Here is a 16,712-nt window from a genome sequence, read left to right on the forward strand (position 1 = left end):
TTGTGAGAGCTTAATGTCGCTCTGTAACGGCGTAATTGATACTCTTCCCTCAAGATTGTTAAGATTTACTCCCTTAATACTTGAAGTCGTTAGGTTGTTGGCGTCGCTCGCCCCAATCATAGAGTACATCTATACTCATGGGTTCTCACTTATTTGCCGCCTACTAGCAACTCCAATTATTTTAGGTATAGTCATTTTTACATAGTTTGGGGAAAGTTCTGGTAATAAAGAAGAATAACCCCAACCATTTTTACCTTTAACTGCTTCTTCTTCGGTTAAATATTGATAGAGAGTCGGGGCTAATGCGCCATTCTCAGCATACAGTAACGATCTTTTTGAAATGTTTTGAGTGCTTACTGTTGTTTTAGGTATGATTGGAGCCCCCCAAAATCCAATAAACGCATCTTTTTCAAAATAACTCTCACCGGCATGTCTGCCAATCACTTGCGTATTATAGCCAATCCCATTTTTTGGAAAGAGATTAATTGTTCCTGCTTTAGGCTCATTATAAAGATTTGCGAGCTGATTGACTGAGTCAGGTTTGGCACTATAGGCGGTTAATCGTTGCCAAGTTGCACTGTCACACCAACTTTTTGGATCATATTTATCAGCTTGATAGAGGCATTGATTTAAAAGCTGGTTTCGTTCGCTGAGTTGTTGAGCTGTTAGTATGATATATGGGTTTATTTCGGTTAATTTTAATAATATTGGCTCAGATAAATGAGTTTGTTTGGATATAACGCCATAGAACCTTTTATCACCTTGTTTAATGATCTCTTCATCCCATCGTTGATATTGGTCATTTGAACCGATTAGTCTGACGGTACAAGCGTCAACTGAGCAATCTTGTTCTCGCAATACCATATATTCTAACGAGTCTGAGAGCGATTGATAAATAAGCGCAATTAAATCCACCGCGTCTAATGGATCGTCAGCTTGATGGGTTAATTTAGGTTGCCATTGGGTTAATTCACGATAAAGCGGTTGCTGTTGAATGCCTCGCGAACTAGAGAAGAGATCGATCATGAAATTTCCTCCAGCAGTTGAAGCAACAATCATATCCGATTTATTAAATGAGATAGATGCTAAAGGAGGGTTGATTTTAGGCCCTTCCCCCTCATCTGCTGAGATCTTTTTAATCTTTAATGGCCATGAATACTTTTGTTGCCACGTTTTGGCGATCTGTTTTTCAGGATTTAGGCTATAAAATACCGGTGTTAAACCGTGATCCCCCGCCATTCCCCACAATGTTTGAGGGTAAATACCTGCCTGTTTATAACTATCTTCAATCTGTTGTAACCAGTAATCTAAGCGGTTTAATTCTCCCGTTGGCATGGTGATTTCATTACTAAATGGGCCTGTAAAATGGGCGAAATGGTCAGGCCAAGGGTTATAGATCAAGGTATAATCGGGCATGCCCTGAATATCTAATTGAGCATAATGATCTAGGTTCTGTTTGAGTTTGGTCTTTAATAGCTGACGTTGTAAAAATCGCCATTGGCTAATACTTTGAAGCTCTTTGATCTGTGAGATCAACTTGGGGCGTAACTGCTTCAACTGTTGTTCTATTTTGGATCTATTTTGTAGCTCACGAACACAACGACGCTCACCAAAGTCACGTTCAGTTTCACCAAGGCCTAAATTAAGCAGGGCATCGAAGCTTTGCTGGGCATTCCAATCATATTGTGCATGACAATTTAGAGTTTTGAGGTGAGAAAGACGATCAAACATGGTTTGGACATGATTTTTAGCCATTAATCGATCGAGCTGTAATGCATCGTTGCCAAAAAAGTAATATGTACGTTGATTTTTACGATCAACAAAGTGGAAGTTGGGAATGCCTGTTCCTGATAGCCCACTGACCGAAGCTCCCGTCTTTATAATAGGTAGATTTCTCACGCTGATTGTCGGGGTTGAGGCAATGCCTATTTGAGCAATCGTTGAATGATGGTTTGTATAGAGCTGTTTAAAAAAAGGCAAGTAGGCGGGATCTTGATATCGTTGTTCGATTAATTGTTGAATAAAGCTAATCGTATGTTTTCTAGTTAATGATTCACTATTTTTGGGAGCCGACATATTATTTGCATCAGTAATTGGAAGCGTGAAATGTTTAAGTCGCTGTTTATTTTGATGTTGTCTCTCTGTGTTTTGTAGAGACGCATTTTGCAGAGAAGTATATTGCTGCGAATCATGCAAGGCGAGGGCGGATATTAACCCTTGTTGTAAACCATCTACGGTAATTTGAACGGCGAAGGGTTTATTTTGTTCCGTCGCCAAAAAGTCAATAATCTGTTGAGGGTTATCGGCTAACTGTGCTTTTAGCCATATTGCTAACTTATCTTCTCGTTGTTGAAGTTGGGTAAATTGTCGGTAACTCTTCAAGGTATTTAAGCGCACGAAGTCGATAAGCGTTATCGTGATACTTTCAAGCATTTGTGGGTTATGGTCAGCGATATTTGTTAGTTTTTGTTTGATTTTATTATTATTTATCGATGATGCTACCTCGGTAAGTAAAGCTTTGACTGTGGGTGTGATATTGGTGACAGTGTTTTGATCTTCAGATGAGTTGGTTAAATATTGATACAATTCAGGCACTTTTCCTTGGCTACGCCAATCATTAATTTCAAATAACTGGTCATAAAGAGTAACAAAAATTGCAGCCAATTGAGCATCAGTTTCAATGGGCTCGATTAATCGTGGCTCTTTTTCTTCTCTTTCTTTTTGTTCTGTCTGTTGTAACTGAAACGGTGAATCGTAGAGTGAGTGCTGAAATTGATTAAGCTGTTGTGGTGAGTAAATAGTCGTTAAATAGTGCTCAAAGCTCGGGGGTAAATTATTACTGTTATATTGTTGATAGTTATTATAAAGAAAATAGCCAAGAGGGATCGCATAAGTCGGGTTAGATATTTGAGCGATGACCCGAGCTTTAATTGAAGGTTTAAGTGGCAACGTCAAAATATAAGCGTCTAATGTTAAACCACCGACGGTAAATAGGGTTAAATCTCTAGAAATAACTGCAGAGGTTTGAAAAGTATTATTGAGCTGGTTTTTAAAAATAGTGCTAGAGTAATGGATGTTTTTTAGTAGTGGAATAGAGTTTGCTTGTTGTGTTTCACAACCAAATAAAAGTGAAATGAGTAGGATGGTGCTAGTGCATTGAATGAGCGAAAACTTTCTATTGCGATACATTTTATTCTTTCCTTACTTTTCAAATGAGTCTCAATGAATAACGAGATTAATTGCACTTGAGTATTATTAAGGATTGGAAAGAGGGTTTCTGTTAAAGAAGTGAGAATGGAAATAAAACAGCTCTATTTTTTGATTTAAATCGCCAAACAGAGCCGTAAAAGAAAAACGATAAAGATAAAAAGATTATAAATATCGCCCTTCTAAATGAGCTCTAAAGATCGCTGGATTCAGAGCTTCACCGGTTGCGTTCGTCACTAACTCATTGGTACCTAATAAGCTCGCTTTTTGCCAGATGTTATCACTTAACCAGTTAAAGATTGGAGCTAATTCCATCTCTTTTAAACAACCAGTAACATCAACCTCTTTGTTCATTGCCGCTTTGAATTGTGCCGCATACATTGCACCTAAGGTATAACTTGGGAAGTAACCAAATGAGCCATCAGTCCAGTGAATATCTTGCATACAACCGTTGGTGTAATTGCCTGTTGTATCGATATCTAGGTACTCTTTCATCTTTAGATTCCAAAGTTCAGGAATATCTTGATATGAAATTTTACCATTAATAAGGTCGCGTTCAATCTCATATCGAAGAATCACATGAGCAGGGTAGGTTAGCTCATCGGCATCAACACGGATAAAGTCAGGTTTTACACGGGTATAAATTTTTTGTAGATTATCAGCAGCAAAGACGCTTTGATCGTTATTGGGGAAATATTTTGCCGCTAAAGGAGCAAGATAATGAATAAACTCATCACTGCGGCCTAATTGCATTTCGAAGAATAGCGACTGTGATTCATGAATTCCCATTGAGCGGGCTTGTCCTACAGGTAGTCCTGCAAACTGGGTTGGTAATCCTTGTTCATAACGCGCATGACCCGTTTCATGAACAATCCCCATTAATGACTGTACAAAATCTTTTTCATCGTAGCGCGTGGTAATGCGAGTATCTTGAGGAACACCACCACAGAAAGGGTGTGAGCTGATATCAAGGCGCCCGTGGTCAAAATCAAACTTTAGTGCTTTCATTACCTCTAGACCCAGTGCTTGTTGATCTTGGGTTGAGTAAGTTTCTGTTGGCACGATAAAGGATTCTTTGGCTTGCTTCTCTTGCACTTGCTTAGTCAGTTGTGGCAACCACGTTTTTAAATCACCAAAAATCGTGTCAATTTGGGCTGAGCTAATGCCGGGTTCATAGAGGTCGAGCATCGCATCATAAGGAGATAAACCCGTTTTATCTGCGCGAATTTGAGCCTCTTCTTGAGAAAGCTTAACGACCTCAGCAAAGTTCTTACAGAAACCTTGCCAGTCATTGGCAGGACGTTGAGACCGCCACGCATGTTCACATTTAGAGCCTGCTAAGGATTTTGCTTGTACAAGGTCATCGGGTAGTGCGGTTGCTAACTGCCAAGAACGCTTCATTTCACGTAGACTGGCCGTGTCATTTTGAGTTAAACCTTCACTTTCAGCATTAGTGATTAGTTCCCCTAATTCAGGAGCCGTTGATAGCTGGTGGATATGAAGTGAAAGTTCAGCCATTGCTGCACCACGAGCTTCACTACCACCAGAAGGCATCATGGCTGCAGCATCCCAGCCCGTAATGGCAGACAAATGGTTAAAGTTAGCTATTTTTTGATAATGAGAAAGGAGCTTTTGATAATGGTCCATTTTAATCCTTTATGATGTGACGTTGTTGATATTTTCGTTCGGTTAAAGTAAGTCGTGTATCAACTAATCATAGTGCTAATTGACTGAGATAAAAACAAAAAACGCACAATGCGATAAAATAACATTGTGCGTTTTTGTTGATTTAAATGACTAATTCAAGATGAACTACTTCATTAAACCTGCTTCTTTGTAGTACTTCACTGCACCGTCATGAAGAGGCGCTGATAGACCATCTTTGATCATCTGCTCTTTTGTTAGGTGAGCAAATGCTGGATGAAGCTTTTTGAATGTAGCAAAGTTATCAAAAACAGCTTTAACAACACTATATACCGCTTCATCAGAAACTGAAGTAGAAGAAACTAATGTCGCACCTACACCAAATGTAGCGATGTTATCAGGGTTGCCACGGTACATGCCACCTGGGATATCAACAGTACGGTAGAAGCTATTATCAGCAACGATTTTATCAACAACTGGACCTGCAACTTCAACGATTACGCTGTCACAAGATGTTGTTGCTTCTTTGATTGCACCGCTTGGATGGCCAACAACGTAAACCATTGCATCGATCTTATTATCACAAAGGGCTTTAGACTGCTCAGCGGCTTTTAGTTCAGAAGCGAGTTTGAAGTCATCCATTGTCCAGCCGTAACCGTCCATTAATACTTCGATTGTGCCACGTTGACCAGAACCAGGGTTACCGATATTAACGCGCTTACCTTTTAGATCTTCAAATGTTTTGATACCAGAATCTGCGCGAGCAACAACGGTAAACGGTTCTGCGTGAAGTGCGAATACTGAACGTAGGCCAGTGAATGGACCTGCGTCTTTAAATTTGCTTGTCCCGTTGTATGCATGATACTGCCAATCAGACTGAGCAATACCAAAATCTAGCTCGCCAGCACGAATGGTGTTGATGTTGTAGATAGAACCGCCGGTACTTTCTACAGAACAACGAATGCCGTGATCTTTTTTGTCTTTATTGACTAAACGACAGATTGCACCACCCGTTGGATAGTAAACACCCGTTACACCACCCGTACCGATAGTAATAAATTGATCTGCAGCTTGAGTTGATGTCGCAACACCCATTGCGGCAAACATACCTAAAGCCGTTAAAGTAGACTTAAGAAATTTCATCATTGATTCCCTTTTCTTGATTTGATTTGATCGTTAGCGACCTATTTTTCCATGTAAATAGGGTATCTGGATAAGCGAGTTAAAAGTAAAGGTTACAAATGTAAATCCATTTAGCCAGATGTGCTAAGTGTGTTAATTATGACAGCGAAATAAATAGACGCAAGATAAAATAATCTTTAAAGTTTAGTAGGTTAGTTATGGTAATTTAATGATTGTTGATAAGTTTGCGTGATTTTATATTATTATCTTGTTGTTATTTAATTACTTTTTTTATTCATGGAGTCTGGTTTGTTTGATGGTTTTCAGTTAGAAACCCCTTGCATTGGCGTTTGTAAAAAAGATCAGAATGGGATCTGTATTGGTTGTTTTCGTACGGAAAATGAGCGATATCGTTGGAAAGATTTAGATCTACAGCAAAGAGAAGAGGTGTTAAAACAGTGTCATATAAGAAGAGAGCAAGCAGGAATTGTCATTAAATAGCATTGATATTATTGCAGGGAGTTAATTTCCTATATGCCAGATAAGAGAAAAGACGGTTGGTAAGACCGTCTCTTCAAAAGAGTCGAAAAGATAGTTGGTAAGGCCATCTCTTCATCTATGCATTAGGTTTGGTTGCCACTAATTAGATGCGGATGAAATCCATGTGTTCAACTTTAGGCTTGAATGCGTGACGCTGTACGTCTTGTGGCTTAACATTCACTTCTTGACCATCGATAACTAGAACGATTGCGTCATAGAAACCAGGCTTATCCATGCTGTTAAGCACTTCATCGTGGTTTAAAGTGATTGATACAGGAGCTTCGCTTCCACCGTAAACGATAGCAGGGAACTTACCAGTGTGACGTAGGCGGCGGCTCGCACCTGTACCTTTGTCAGTACGTACTGTTACTTCAAATTTCATAATAGATAACTCTCTATTTCGATTAATCAAAATATCAAACATGCGACCAAGCTTGATACCATATAAAGAAGCGCGGATACTACCATTTGTTTATGGGGATATCAAGAGAGAAGAGTGGTTCTGAAAGTTTATAATGAAAGATATAAATGAAAGAGAATGTCATGATATTTATTGTTGTGAAGTCAAAGAAAAAAGATAGAGTTAACCCTATCTTTTTAATGTTATTGATTATTCAATAAATTTATAAATGATGCTTTCCGTTCGGATGTTTTGCAAAACCGGTAATATCTTTATCTGGGTTCTCTTCACAGAAATGCATCACTTCTTCAACACTGACAGACTCTAATGCATTGACGGGCACTAAATCTATCTTATCGGTCTCTTTATTGTAAACATGAGTGTAACCTAATAACACTTCCTGAACTGACTGTTCAGCAGCAACAAAGACTTCACAGCTTACATCATGCTCACTTGTGTTTGCCGCAGCATTAAACGAAAAAAGGGCCAATAAAGCAGGGATTGCGAACTTAACTATTTTCATTATAAACCTCAAATAAATGCGAAGGATTGCCTTTTTATACTCGTGAAATTAAATAGAGCATACTGGTCATAAGACTTAATCTTAAATTTAGTCTATAAAAATGCAGAACTCTAGCTAACAAATTGAAAACAATACTTTCATCATTCTTCTATTGATGGTTTTTAAATTGCATAAGCTATGTAGCTTGTTGCTCTAATTGATAAATCTTGTTTCTAATTGACCAAAATCGTCCTTGTTTTCTGGCAATTAATATTTCGGGAAAATGTAAGCGGTGTTGTGCGTTAACCACTTTACTCGGTGCGGTATCGGTAAATGGACGATGGCGATCAATCAGTAATGGGTTAATAAACTTAGCTAAAAATTCAGATTTTTGCTTTTTGGTGGCAAGAGGCCAAATTTCGGTTAATTGACTCTCTTCTTGTCCATAATAGACCACTCGTAATTGAGGCTTCCCGTATTGGTTTTTTTCTGCGGTTAGCGCCATCTCTTCGCAATAGAGAATCATGGCATCTTTAAGGTTTAGTGCTTCTTTGAGTTTTTTATCAGGATCAACCATAACTGCATCACAAAGATGACATCGGCGGGCGGCGATATCATTATCCGCACCACACTCCTCACAATATTTTGCTTTAAAGCGGTAGCCACAATCTTCTCGTTCACCTTCGTCATTTTCAAAATAGCCTTGGCAGCGGCGACCATAATGTTCTAACAATAAACCATCACTATTGAGTTTGCCCCAAAAATTATTGTTATTACCACAAGCAGGGCAGGGAATGGTAACAATTTCACTGTCACTATCGGGTTTTGGATCGCCGATATCAGGTTGATAAAGATCGAAACAGTTACCAGCATAATCCAGGATCAAACACTCCTCTTTACCAGGAGCGAGACGTAATCCACGACCGACTATCTGTTGGTAAAGACTGACTGATTCCGTTGGACGTAAAATAGCGATAAGATCGACATGAGGGGCATCAAATCCCGTCGTTAAAACTGAAACATTGACTAGATATTTAATTTTCTGTTGTTTAAAGCGATGAATAATATCAGCACGTTGATCTAATGCAGTATCGCCAATTACTAATGCCGATTGCTCTGTGGGTAGATAGCCCAAAATCTCTTGAGCATGAGTCACTGTAGCCGCAAAAATCATCACTCCTTTACTCTCTTTGGCGTAATCGAGAACTTGTTCGATAATTTGTGGCGTGGCTCGGGCAGAGTCTTCGATTACTTTATCCATTTCAGCTTCACGGTAGTTGCCGTTGACGGTGGGCTTTAATTTAGAAAAATCATAACCTAAAACAGGGGCGTCCAATAGTCGAGCTTCGGTCAAAAAGCCTTCATCAAGCAGATAACGAATCGGAAGTTCAAAAACACAATCTTGGAAGAAACGATCATGCTCAGATCTCACTTGTCCTCGTGTGTGGTAGCGATAAATCCACCCCATGCCTAATCGATAAGGGGTGGCGGTTAAACCGAGAACCTTTAATCCTGGATTAATCTGTTGTAGATGAGAGATAACTTTTCGGTAACTGCTCTCCTCATCCATTGGAACTCGGTGGCATTCATCGATCACTAATAGAGAGAATTGATTTTTAAATTCATCAAGATTGCGCACTACCGATTGAACTGAAGCAAATACCACTTTTTGTTCCGTTTCTTTACGCCCTAATCCGGCAGAAAATATTCCGCCTTCTAAACCATACCCTTCATATTTCTCATGGTTTTGTTCAACGAGTTCTTTCACATGAGCCAAAACTAAAACTCGTCCTCGCGCAATTCTTGCTAATTCAGCAATAACCAGACTTTTTCCTGCACCTGTGGGTAGTACAATCACGGCAGGCGTTGAGTGACGACGAAAATAGTGGATAACAGCATTAACACTATCTTGTTGATAAGGACGAAGGGTATACAAGGGGGACTTTCTCAAATATAGAAACGTACCTGAGATAATAACACCATTTTTAGTAACAGCCAGTGGAGAAGCATATTGTCTTTCCGGTTAAAAATCTAATTCTGCAATTAAGCGCTATTTCCGTATATAATAGGCAAAAATTTAGCTCCAATTTCTCTTCATTAAGGTAATAAAAATGAGATTAGATAAATATATTTGTGATGCACTTGGCGTAACTCGTAAAGAAGCGGGACAAATTATTCGTAGCCGAGAGGTTTATGTTGATGGAGAGATGCAACGTCAACCTGCAGCAAAAGTAACGGCTGAACAACAGATTGAATGGCAAAACAGAGAGATTAATTTATTTGGCCCTCGTTATTATATGTTAAACAAGCCAGATGGTTATGTCTGTTCAAATGAAGATCCAACGAATCCTACTGTCTTCATGCTTATGGATGAAATCAGTCAAGAGAAATTGCATATTGCGGGTCGTTTAGATGTAGATACGACAGGCTTAGTATTAATTACCGATGATGGTCAATGGTCTCATAGAATTACATCACCAAAACATAAGTGTGAGAAAACGTATCGAGTTTGGTTAGCAGAGCCTATCGCTGATGATTATATTGCGCGTTTTGCAGCTGGGATTCAATTAAAGAGTGAAGAAAAGCTAACCAAGCCTGCACAATTAATAATTATTGATGAGACTCAATGTTTATTGACCATACATGAAGGAAAATACCACCAAGTAAAACGTATGTTTGCTGCGGTAGGAAATAAAGTTGAAGGTTTGCACCGTGAATCAATTGGTTCTGTGATATTAGATGACGAGTTAGATGTGGGTGAATACCGCGAGTTAACTGCGGAAGAAGTCGCTGCCTTTTAATTTCACTTCGATTTTGAGTGAAATGATTGACGATAACAGCAGGAACTTACTTTATTGAATCGAAGTCAGTACCTGTTGTTATTTTTTTGATTAAAATAGCAATTTCCTATTTTAATCGTGTTAACTGTCTAAATTTTAATTCGAGAAATATCATAACGATAAAAAATAATAAAAATAATAAGGAAACAACCCTTTATGGAGAGATCTTCATCTCAACCTCATAGTCAATCAAATAATCAATTAACGTTCATGTTGGTGTTACTTCTAGGCGCCATTGCCGCATTAACTCCTTTTGCTATCGACATGTATTTACCTGCAATGCCTGAAATTGCGAAAGATTTAATGACGAGCTCTGGCGCGGTTCAAGTTACGTTAACGGCTTATACGGGGGGGTTTGCTATTGGTCAGCTTTTTCATGGCCCATTGGCTGATAGTTATGGGCGTCGTCCTATTCTATTGATTGGGATCTTTCTTTTTACTATTGGTGCAGTATTGAGTGCCGTCAGTTTAGATATCAATCAATTAACCTTCGTTCGTGCTTTTCAAGGTTTTGCGGGGGCGGCAGCGGCGGTCGTTATTCAGGCATTAGTTCGCGATATGTTTGAGAAAGAAGAGTTTGCTCGCACGATGTCATTTGTTACCTTAGTGATGACATTAGCGCCGCTTGTTGCTCCGATGTTTGGTGGGTATTTAGCTATTTGGTTTGGCTGGCGATCGATCTTTTGGGTGCTATCGTTAATCTCTATTATTGTGATTTTTGCGGTATTTTTTCGGATTCCAGAAACGCTTGCTTCGGAAAAGAAGCAGCCTTTCCACTTTCGTTCGATTTTACGTAACTATGTTAAGTTGAGTACCACACCGATTGTTTTAGGCTACGTATTTTGTGGCGCTTTCTCTTTTGCAGGCATGTTTGCTTTTTTAACGGCAGGGTCATTTGTTTACATTGAGATTTATCATGTATCTCTACAGCATGTTGGTTACCTATTTGGGCTCAATGTCGTCTGTTTAATTATTTTTACCACGTTAAATGGTCGATTAGTTCGTCGTGTTGGTTCTCATAATATGCTGCGATTTGGTTTGACAGTGCAATTAATTGCAGGGATTTGTTTAGTGATTGGGCAGTTATTAGGTTGGGGGCTTTGGAGTATCGTGATTCCTGTGATGTTCTTTGTTGGTAGTATTTCGACGATTGGTAGTAATGCGATGGGGTGTTTATTGAGTGACTATGGTCATATTGCGGGGACAGCATCATCGCTTTCAGGAACCTTACGATTTGGTGTAGGTGCAGTTGCGGGATCGATTATCGCGATGTTTCCTTCAACAACCGCTTGGCCAATGGTCATTATGATGGCCGTTTGTTCAGTATTATCGTTTGGTAGTTACTGGTGGCTTGCTCATCACGATAAGTAAATATTCAGTAAGCATACAAAAACGACTCAATTCAGTACTCTTCCTTGTTAAAAATAAGAGTTGAGCCGTTTTACTGTTGCTTTCCATTATCAATGCTTACTGGCACGATTGGCTAATGCCTTGGTCATCCCTTTAAAGATGAATAAATGGGCAGGCATCATGGCAAACCAATAGAGTAAGCCAGAAAAACCTTTAGGGTGCCACCAAGCGCGGATATCTAACTCTCTATAATCGCCACAATCTTTAATTGAAAACTCTAAACGACCTAGTCCTGGTGCTTTCATTCCAAAAAGAAGCGAAAGAAATTGTTGTTCTTTGATGGTGATAACTTTCCATGAATCAACATAATCGCCAGCCTTTAAATCATCTTCTCTAGGTGGTGTTCTAATCAAGGCTTTACCACCGATGACGGCATCCATCCACTCTCGAATACGCCAGAGACTATTGGCGAAGAAATACCCTTCTTTACCGCCAATTTTAAGCACTTGTTGCCACAGTTTCTCAGCAGATATCTCCGTTTTTAAGGTGAACCCTGCATCTTTTGGGTAATAACCATAATTTGGGTGCCAGCGAGATAGCGCATCAGGATCAAAGCCCCAAATTTCACTTTTAATCTGCTCATCACTGTAACTAAGGGCTTTTTTTACAGCGTCTTCATAAGTGAGAAGTTGTTGTGGGTATTTTTGTCTAATTGGCTGGCTATCCGCGTAAAGATCGTGCTTTAAGCCACTGATTAAGGCATTGGCGATAGATGTAGGCACGGATGTAATAAATTTCATCCAATAAGTAGAAAAAGAGATCGGAATTATGGGTAAAGGAAAAAGATGAACTGGAATATTAAGAACTCGGCCTAAACGGCGAATTTGATCTGCATAGCTTATCGACTCAGGACCAGATAAATCATAAATTTTATGCTCTTGATATGGATCTTTGATGATTTCTTTAAAATAGAATAATAAGTTATCTAATGCGATAGGAGGAGAGACCGAGCTGATCCATTTTGGTGTAATCATCACTGGAAGGTGGTATACAAAATCACACATTACCTCAAATGCAGCGGAGCCCGACCCGATAACGATACCGGCTCTAAGCTCAATAACTGGGATGTTGGTACTTCGAAGAATATCACCGGTTAATTTTCGTGCCACTAAGTGCGGCGATGATTGTTCTTCTTCACCTGTTGGTTGTAAAGCGCTGAGGTAGATTATTTTTTCAATCTGTTTATATTGTTCAACGACTTGTTTGAACTCTCTGACGATACCTGTTTCATAATTAACAAAATCATGCCCATGACTCATGCCATGAACAAGAAAGAAGATAATATCTATGTTAGGAAGAACGGTATGAAGTTGCTCTGGTTCTGAAAGATCGAGATAAAGTGTCGTTACATCACCATATTCAGTCCAATCTCTGCTCTGTAATGTCGAGAGATTTCTTCCTGTAGCGATGATTTGATGCCCATCTGCAGCAAGTTCTTTAACTAAATGGCTTCCAATATAACCTGATGCACCAATAACCAGAATTCGACTCATTATTATCCCTTTTTCAATATTATTATATAAATAGTAGGTGGATAACTTAGCTAACTCAATTATTTGCAACTATATTTATATAACTTGTGTTTATTTTTATTGACTACTGTAACGATGATATAAATGGAATGTCAAAAATAAGCGTAATAAATATTTGAATTCAATTAGATATAGAATTTTTTTAGATCTCTATAGTATACTACGCACTTGAACGGATCTCGGATTAAGTCATTTAAATTAATGGATAGAGCTAATACTAATGAAAGTTAATTTAACTAATATTTGTAAAGGTTACTTGGATGGCACAGAATTTCACTCTGTACTACAAGGCGCCAACTTAACCTTAGAGCGAGGAGAGCAGCTAGCCTTGATGGGGGAGAGTGGCTCAGGGAAATCGACATTACTTAACTTAATTAGTGGTTTAGACAGTATTAATTCAGGTGAGATATGGTTTGATGATACCCCTTTTCATTTAATGACAGCGAGAGAACGAGTACTATTTCGTCGACAATATATCGGCATGGTGTTTCAACAATATAATTTACTCCCCACTTTAACCATTGCTGATAATATTCGATTCTCTAGACAGTTAAATGGCCAGCCTGAAAATATGGCATTATGGCGACAAATTATCTCTGTGCTTGATATTCATGCCCTGTTAGGACGTTACCCTGAAGAGGTGTCAGGTGGACAACAGCAGCGAGTCGCGATTGCGCGCACCTTATATATGGAACCAGCAATACTACTCGCAGATGAGCCAACAGGGAGCTTAGATGAGAAAAATGCTCACGCTGTAATGCGACTGTTGAGTCAACTAACAAAGCAATTAGATTGTACTTTACTTCTTGTTACTCATAGTGAAAATGTGGCTAGTTATATGGAGAAATGTGTTCGTTTACAAGGTGGAGCTTTAAATGTTAAACCCCATCGCTAAAACACTTTTTGGCCATTATCGACGGCATCCTCTACAAGTCGTTTTAGTCTGGCTTGGTTTAACGTTAGGTATTGCACTTCTTGTTGGTGTCATGGCGATCAATTACCAAGCTCAAGCTAGCTATAAAGAGAATGAAAAAATCTTTTTTAATCCATACCCATTTCGAATTCAATCTCTTAATAGCCAAAACAAAATTCCAGAATCGACCTATATCTCATTGCGAAAAAGTGGGTTTAATCACTGTATACCGATTGATCGCGATCGTATAGTGACGACTAACCAACGTGATATTGAATTGATTGGAGTCGATGCGGTTGCTCTGTTTAGCTTGCAAAAGCGAAAGCAAGACTTTGATACAGTTCTATTACAAAACAGTGGGAATAGCGCACTTATTGGTGAGCAGTTAGCCAACTATTTAGGTTTTAGTCGTGGCGATGTGATAGAGCTTAAAAATGGTAAAAAATTAGGCCCATTGGCTTTAGTTACTGATGAGTCTTTAGGTGGTTCACGCCTTGTTACTGATATTTCTACCTTTAGGCATATTACCGGTTCACGAGATTTCAGTGCGATTATCTGCACCAACTTATCACAAAAAGAGTTAGGAAATCTTGCTGCTTTTCTTAAGAACCATAATCTAAAACTGACCGGAAATACCAATTCTCAATTAGCCCCTTTGACTCATGCATTTCACTTGAATCTTTTTGCAATGGGAATGTTAGCTTTTGTTGTTGGTTTGTTCATTTTTTATCAAGCGATTTCTTTATCCCTCACTCAGCGACAGCCTTTGGTGGGACAGTTATATCAATTGGGTGTCTCCGTTAAACAGTTGTCATTCAACTTACTTGCTGAATTAACCATGTGGTTAGTGTTGGCATGGATAAGTGGTAATATTTTAGGTATGGGGCTAGCTCGACGTCTACTTCCTTCAATGGCTGAAACATTAAATGACCTTTATGGCGCTGAAGTCGGCTTATCTCTTTCATGGCACTGGAAGTGGGGACTTTATAGTTTCTTAATGGCGTTAATTGGGATGCTTTTTTCCTGTTTCTGGCCATTTACTCGTCTAATTAACTCTACACCTTCACGTTTAGCCGGGAGAATGGCCTTAGTTCGTTTTACGGGGAGAGAGTTTCGTTGGCAAGCATGGATTGCTGCTTTTCTAATGATATGCGTCATTGGGGTTTATCAATTACCACATAATCAATTAAATGGTTTTGCGTTAATTGCTTTGGTGTTAGTGGGTACCGCGTTGGTGATGCCTTGGGTTATTTGGCAAATATTTCAAAAGCTCTCTTATGTGTCAAAGCATGCGCGTATTCGTTGGTTTTTTTCTGATGCTTCTGCAAGCTTGAGCTATCGTGGCGTTGCGGCAATGGCATTTATGCTGGCGCTTTCTGCCAATATAGGAATGGAAACCATGGTGGGGAGCTTCCGTGTCACAACCAATAATTGGTTAGAGCAACGATTAAGTGCGGATATTTATATTAATCCTCCTTCAAATATGGTGAGTAATATATCGACTTGGTTAGAAGAACAACCAGAAGTGAAAGGGGTTTGGCTACAGAATAAGCAAGAGGTTTCGAGTCCTAAATTGGGAACTCTGCAAGTTATTGGTATCGGTAGCAGCCAAGAAGAACAAGCGTCATTGTCAACGAAGGTCGCGATTCCTCGTTATTGGGAACATTTACAAAAAGACAAAATGGTGATGATCAGTGAATCGATGGCGATAAAAAATGAGTGGCAGCCAGGTGATCAAATATCCCTACCTAAACCGTTAGTCGGTCAATGGACAATTGCAGGTATTTATTATGATTATGGCAATCCCTATAGCCAAATTATTATTTCAAATCATCATTTTTCCAAATTTTGGACACGAGTTCAAGATACGGGCGTAGCTGTTGTTATAAAACCTGGAATGGAGAGTGTTGGACTCTATCACCGAATTGGTGCAACGTTTAACCTTGAGCCAGAGCGAGTTCGCAATAATGGTGATATACATCAACAGGTTATGAGGGTGTTTGATCGTACTTTTGTTGTGACTGATGCTTTAGGTAATTTAACACTATTTATTGCGATATGTGGGTTATTTTTTGCCACAGTAGCTGGTGAATTATCACGCCTGCGTCAGTTTGCTCTGATGCGCTGTATTGGGGTGACTGGACGAGAACTTGGTGCGTTAGGCATTGGTCAATTAGTGATGATTGGGGTGTTAAGTGCGATGTTTGCACTGCCTTTGGGTTTAGTTTTAGCACAACTTCTTATTGATGTTGTTCTTAAATATTCATTTGGTTGGTCTATGGAGATGGTGATCTTTCCTTGGCTTTACTTTAAGACACTTTCAATCTCTATTATCGCTTTAATCGTCGCAGGAGCATGGCCTGTCCGTCGATTAATTAAACGTTCTGCGGCAGCGGCATTAAGGGAGTCGTTATAATGAAAAAGTGCCTTTTATGCTTTATTGTTGTTTTTTTAATCGCTTTAGCTGGGTGTGAAGAAAAAGTCAATGCTCCATCTGGAATGGCAATACTTCAACATTCGACTGAGGATTTTAATCTTGTGACTCCGGATTATCAGTTATCTTTTCCTAAAGATTATGGTATTCATCAAGGTTACCGTACGG

At 39.2% G+C, this 16,712-nt stretch carries 12 protein-coding genes; 5 read left to right on the plus strand and 7 right to left on the minus strand.

Going from position 1 to position 16,712, the window contains the following annotated elements:
* Window positions 1–135: 135 nt before the first annotated feature.
* The 3 genes from L0B53_RS11500 to L0B53_RS11510 form a co-directional block, all read right to left on the minus strand.
* Window positions 136–3,189, minus strand: coding sequence for an alkaline phosphatase family protein (locus L0B53_RS11500; protein ID WP_235062165.1), 3,054 nt, complete (start codon window positions 3,187–3,189; stop codon window positions 136–138).
* Window positions 3,190–3,372: 183 nt separating this feature from the next.
* Window positions 3,373–4,854, minus strand: a complete 1,482-nt coding sequence (locus L0B53_RS11505; RefSeq protein WP_235062166.1) for a carboxypeptidase M32 — start codon at window positions 4,852–4,854, stop codon at window positions 3,373–3,375.
* A gap of 165 nt (window positions 4,855–5,019) precedes the next feature.
* Window positions 5,020–5,994, minus strand: a complete 975-nt coding sequence (locus L0B53_RS11510) for a TAXI family TRAP transporter solute-binding subunit (protein ID WP_409202837.1) — start codon at window positions 5,992–5,994, stop codon at window positions 5,020–5,022.
* A gap of 288 nt (window positions 5,995–6,282) precedes the next feature.
* On the opposite strand from L0B53_RS11510, the gene L0B53_RS11515 reads away from it, so the two are divergent.
* Entirely contained in the window at window positions 6,283–6,474 is a 192-nt protein-coding gene (locus L0B53_RS11515) for a DUF1289 domain-containing protein (protein ID WP_235062167.1), read from the plus strand.
* Window positions 6,475–6,616: 142 nt separating this feature from the next.
* Here L0B53_RS11515 and rplY read toward each other — a convergent pair whose 3' ends face one another.
* From rplY to L0B53_RS11530, 3 genes are all read right to left on the minus strand, one after another.
* Window positions 6,617–6,895, minus strand: a complete 279-nt coding sequence (gene rplY, locus L0B53_RS11520; protein WP_235062239.1) for a 50S ribosomal protein L25 — start codon at window positions 6,893–6,895, stop codon at window positions 6,617–6,619.
* A 241-nt stretch (window positions 6,896–7,136) separates the two neighbouring features.
* A complete protein-coding gene (locus L0B53_RS11525) occupies window positions 7,137–7,436 on the minus strand; it encodes an HdeA/HdeB family chaperone (protein WP_235062168.1) in 300 nt (99 codons plus the stop codon).
* Between the two features lie 175 nt (window positions 7,437–7,611).
* Entirely contained in the window at window positions 7,612–9,351 is a 1,740-nt protein-coding gene (locus L0B53_RS11530) for a DEAD/DEAH box helicase (protein ID WP_235062169.1), read from the minus strand.
* 175 nt (window positions 9,352–9,526) lie between these two features.
* Between L0B53_RS11530 and rsuA the strand changes: the two genes are divergently transcribed.
* Complete coding sequence (gene rsuA / locus L0B53_RS11535) at window positions 9,527–10,216, plus strand: 16S rRNA pseudouridine(516) synthase RsuA (protein ID WP_235062170.1); 690 nt, start codon at window positions 9,527–9,529, stop codon at window positions 10,214–10,216.
* 195 nt (window positions 10,217–10,411) lie between these two features.
* Window positions 10,412–11,626, plus strand: a complete 1,215-nt coding sequence (locus tag L0B53_RS11540) for a Bcr/CflA family multidrug efflux MFS transporter (protein WP_235062171.1) — start codon at window positions 10,412–10,414, stop codon at window positions 11,624–11,626.
* 89 nt (window positions 11,627–11,715) lie between these two features.
* On the opposite strand, the gene L0B53_RS11545 is transcribed toward L0B53_RS11540, so the two are convergent.
* On the minus strand, window positions 11,716–13,158 hold the full coding sequence (locus L0B53_RS11545) for a DUF2867 domain-containing protein (RefSeq protein ID WP_235062172.1): 1,443 nt from the start codon (window positions 13,156–13,158) through the stop codon (window positions 11,716–11,718).
* Between the two features lie 259 nt (window positions 13,159–13,417).
* Between L0B53_RS11545 and L0B53_RS11550 the strand changes: the two genes are divergently transcribed.
* Both L0B53_RS11550 and L0B53_RS11555 read left to right on the plus strand, forming a co-directional pair.
* On the plus strand, window positions 13,418–14,092 hold the full coding sequence (locus L0B53_RS11550) for an ABC transporter ATP-binding protein (protein WP_235062173.1): 675 nt from the start codon (window positions 13,418–13,420) through the stop codon (window positions 14,090–14,092).
* Window positions 14,073–16,526 (plus strand): ABC transporter permease, encoded by a 2,454-nt coding sequence (locus tag L0B53_RS11555; protein ID WP_235062174.1) that lies wholly within the window; start codon window positions 14,073–14,075, stop codon window positions 16,524–16,526. The genes L0B53_RS11550 and L0B53_RS11555 overlap by 20 nt, the downstream gene beginning before the upstream one ends.
* Window positions 16,527–16,712: the final 186 nt, after the last annotated feature.

Origin of the sequence: Vibrio sp. SS-MA-C1-2, assembly GCF_021513135.1 — a bacterium.
GTDB lineage: Bacteria > Pseudomonadota > Gammaproteobacteria > Enterobacterales > Vibrionaceae.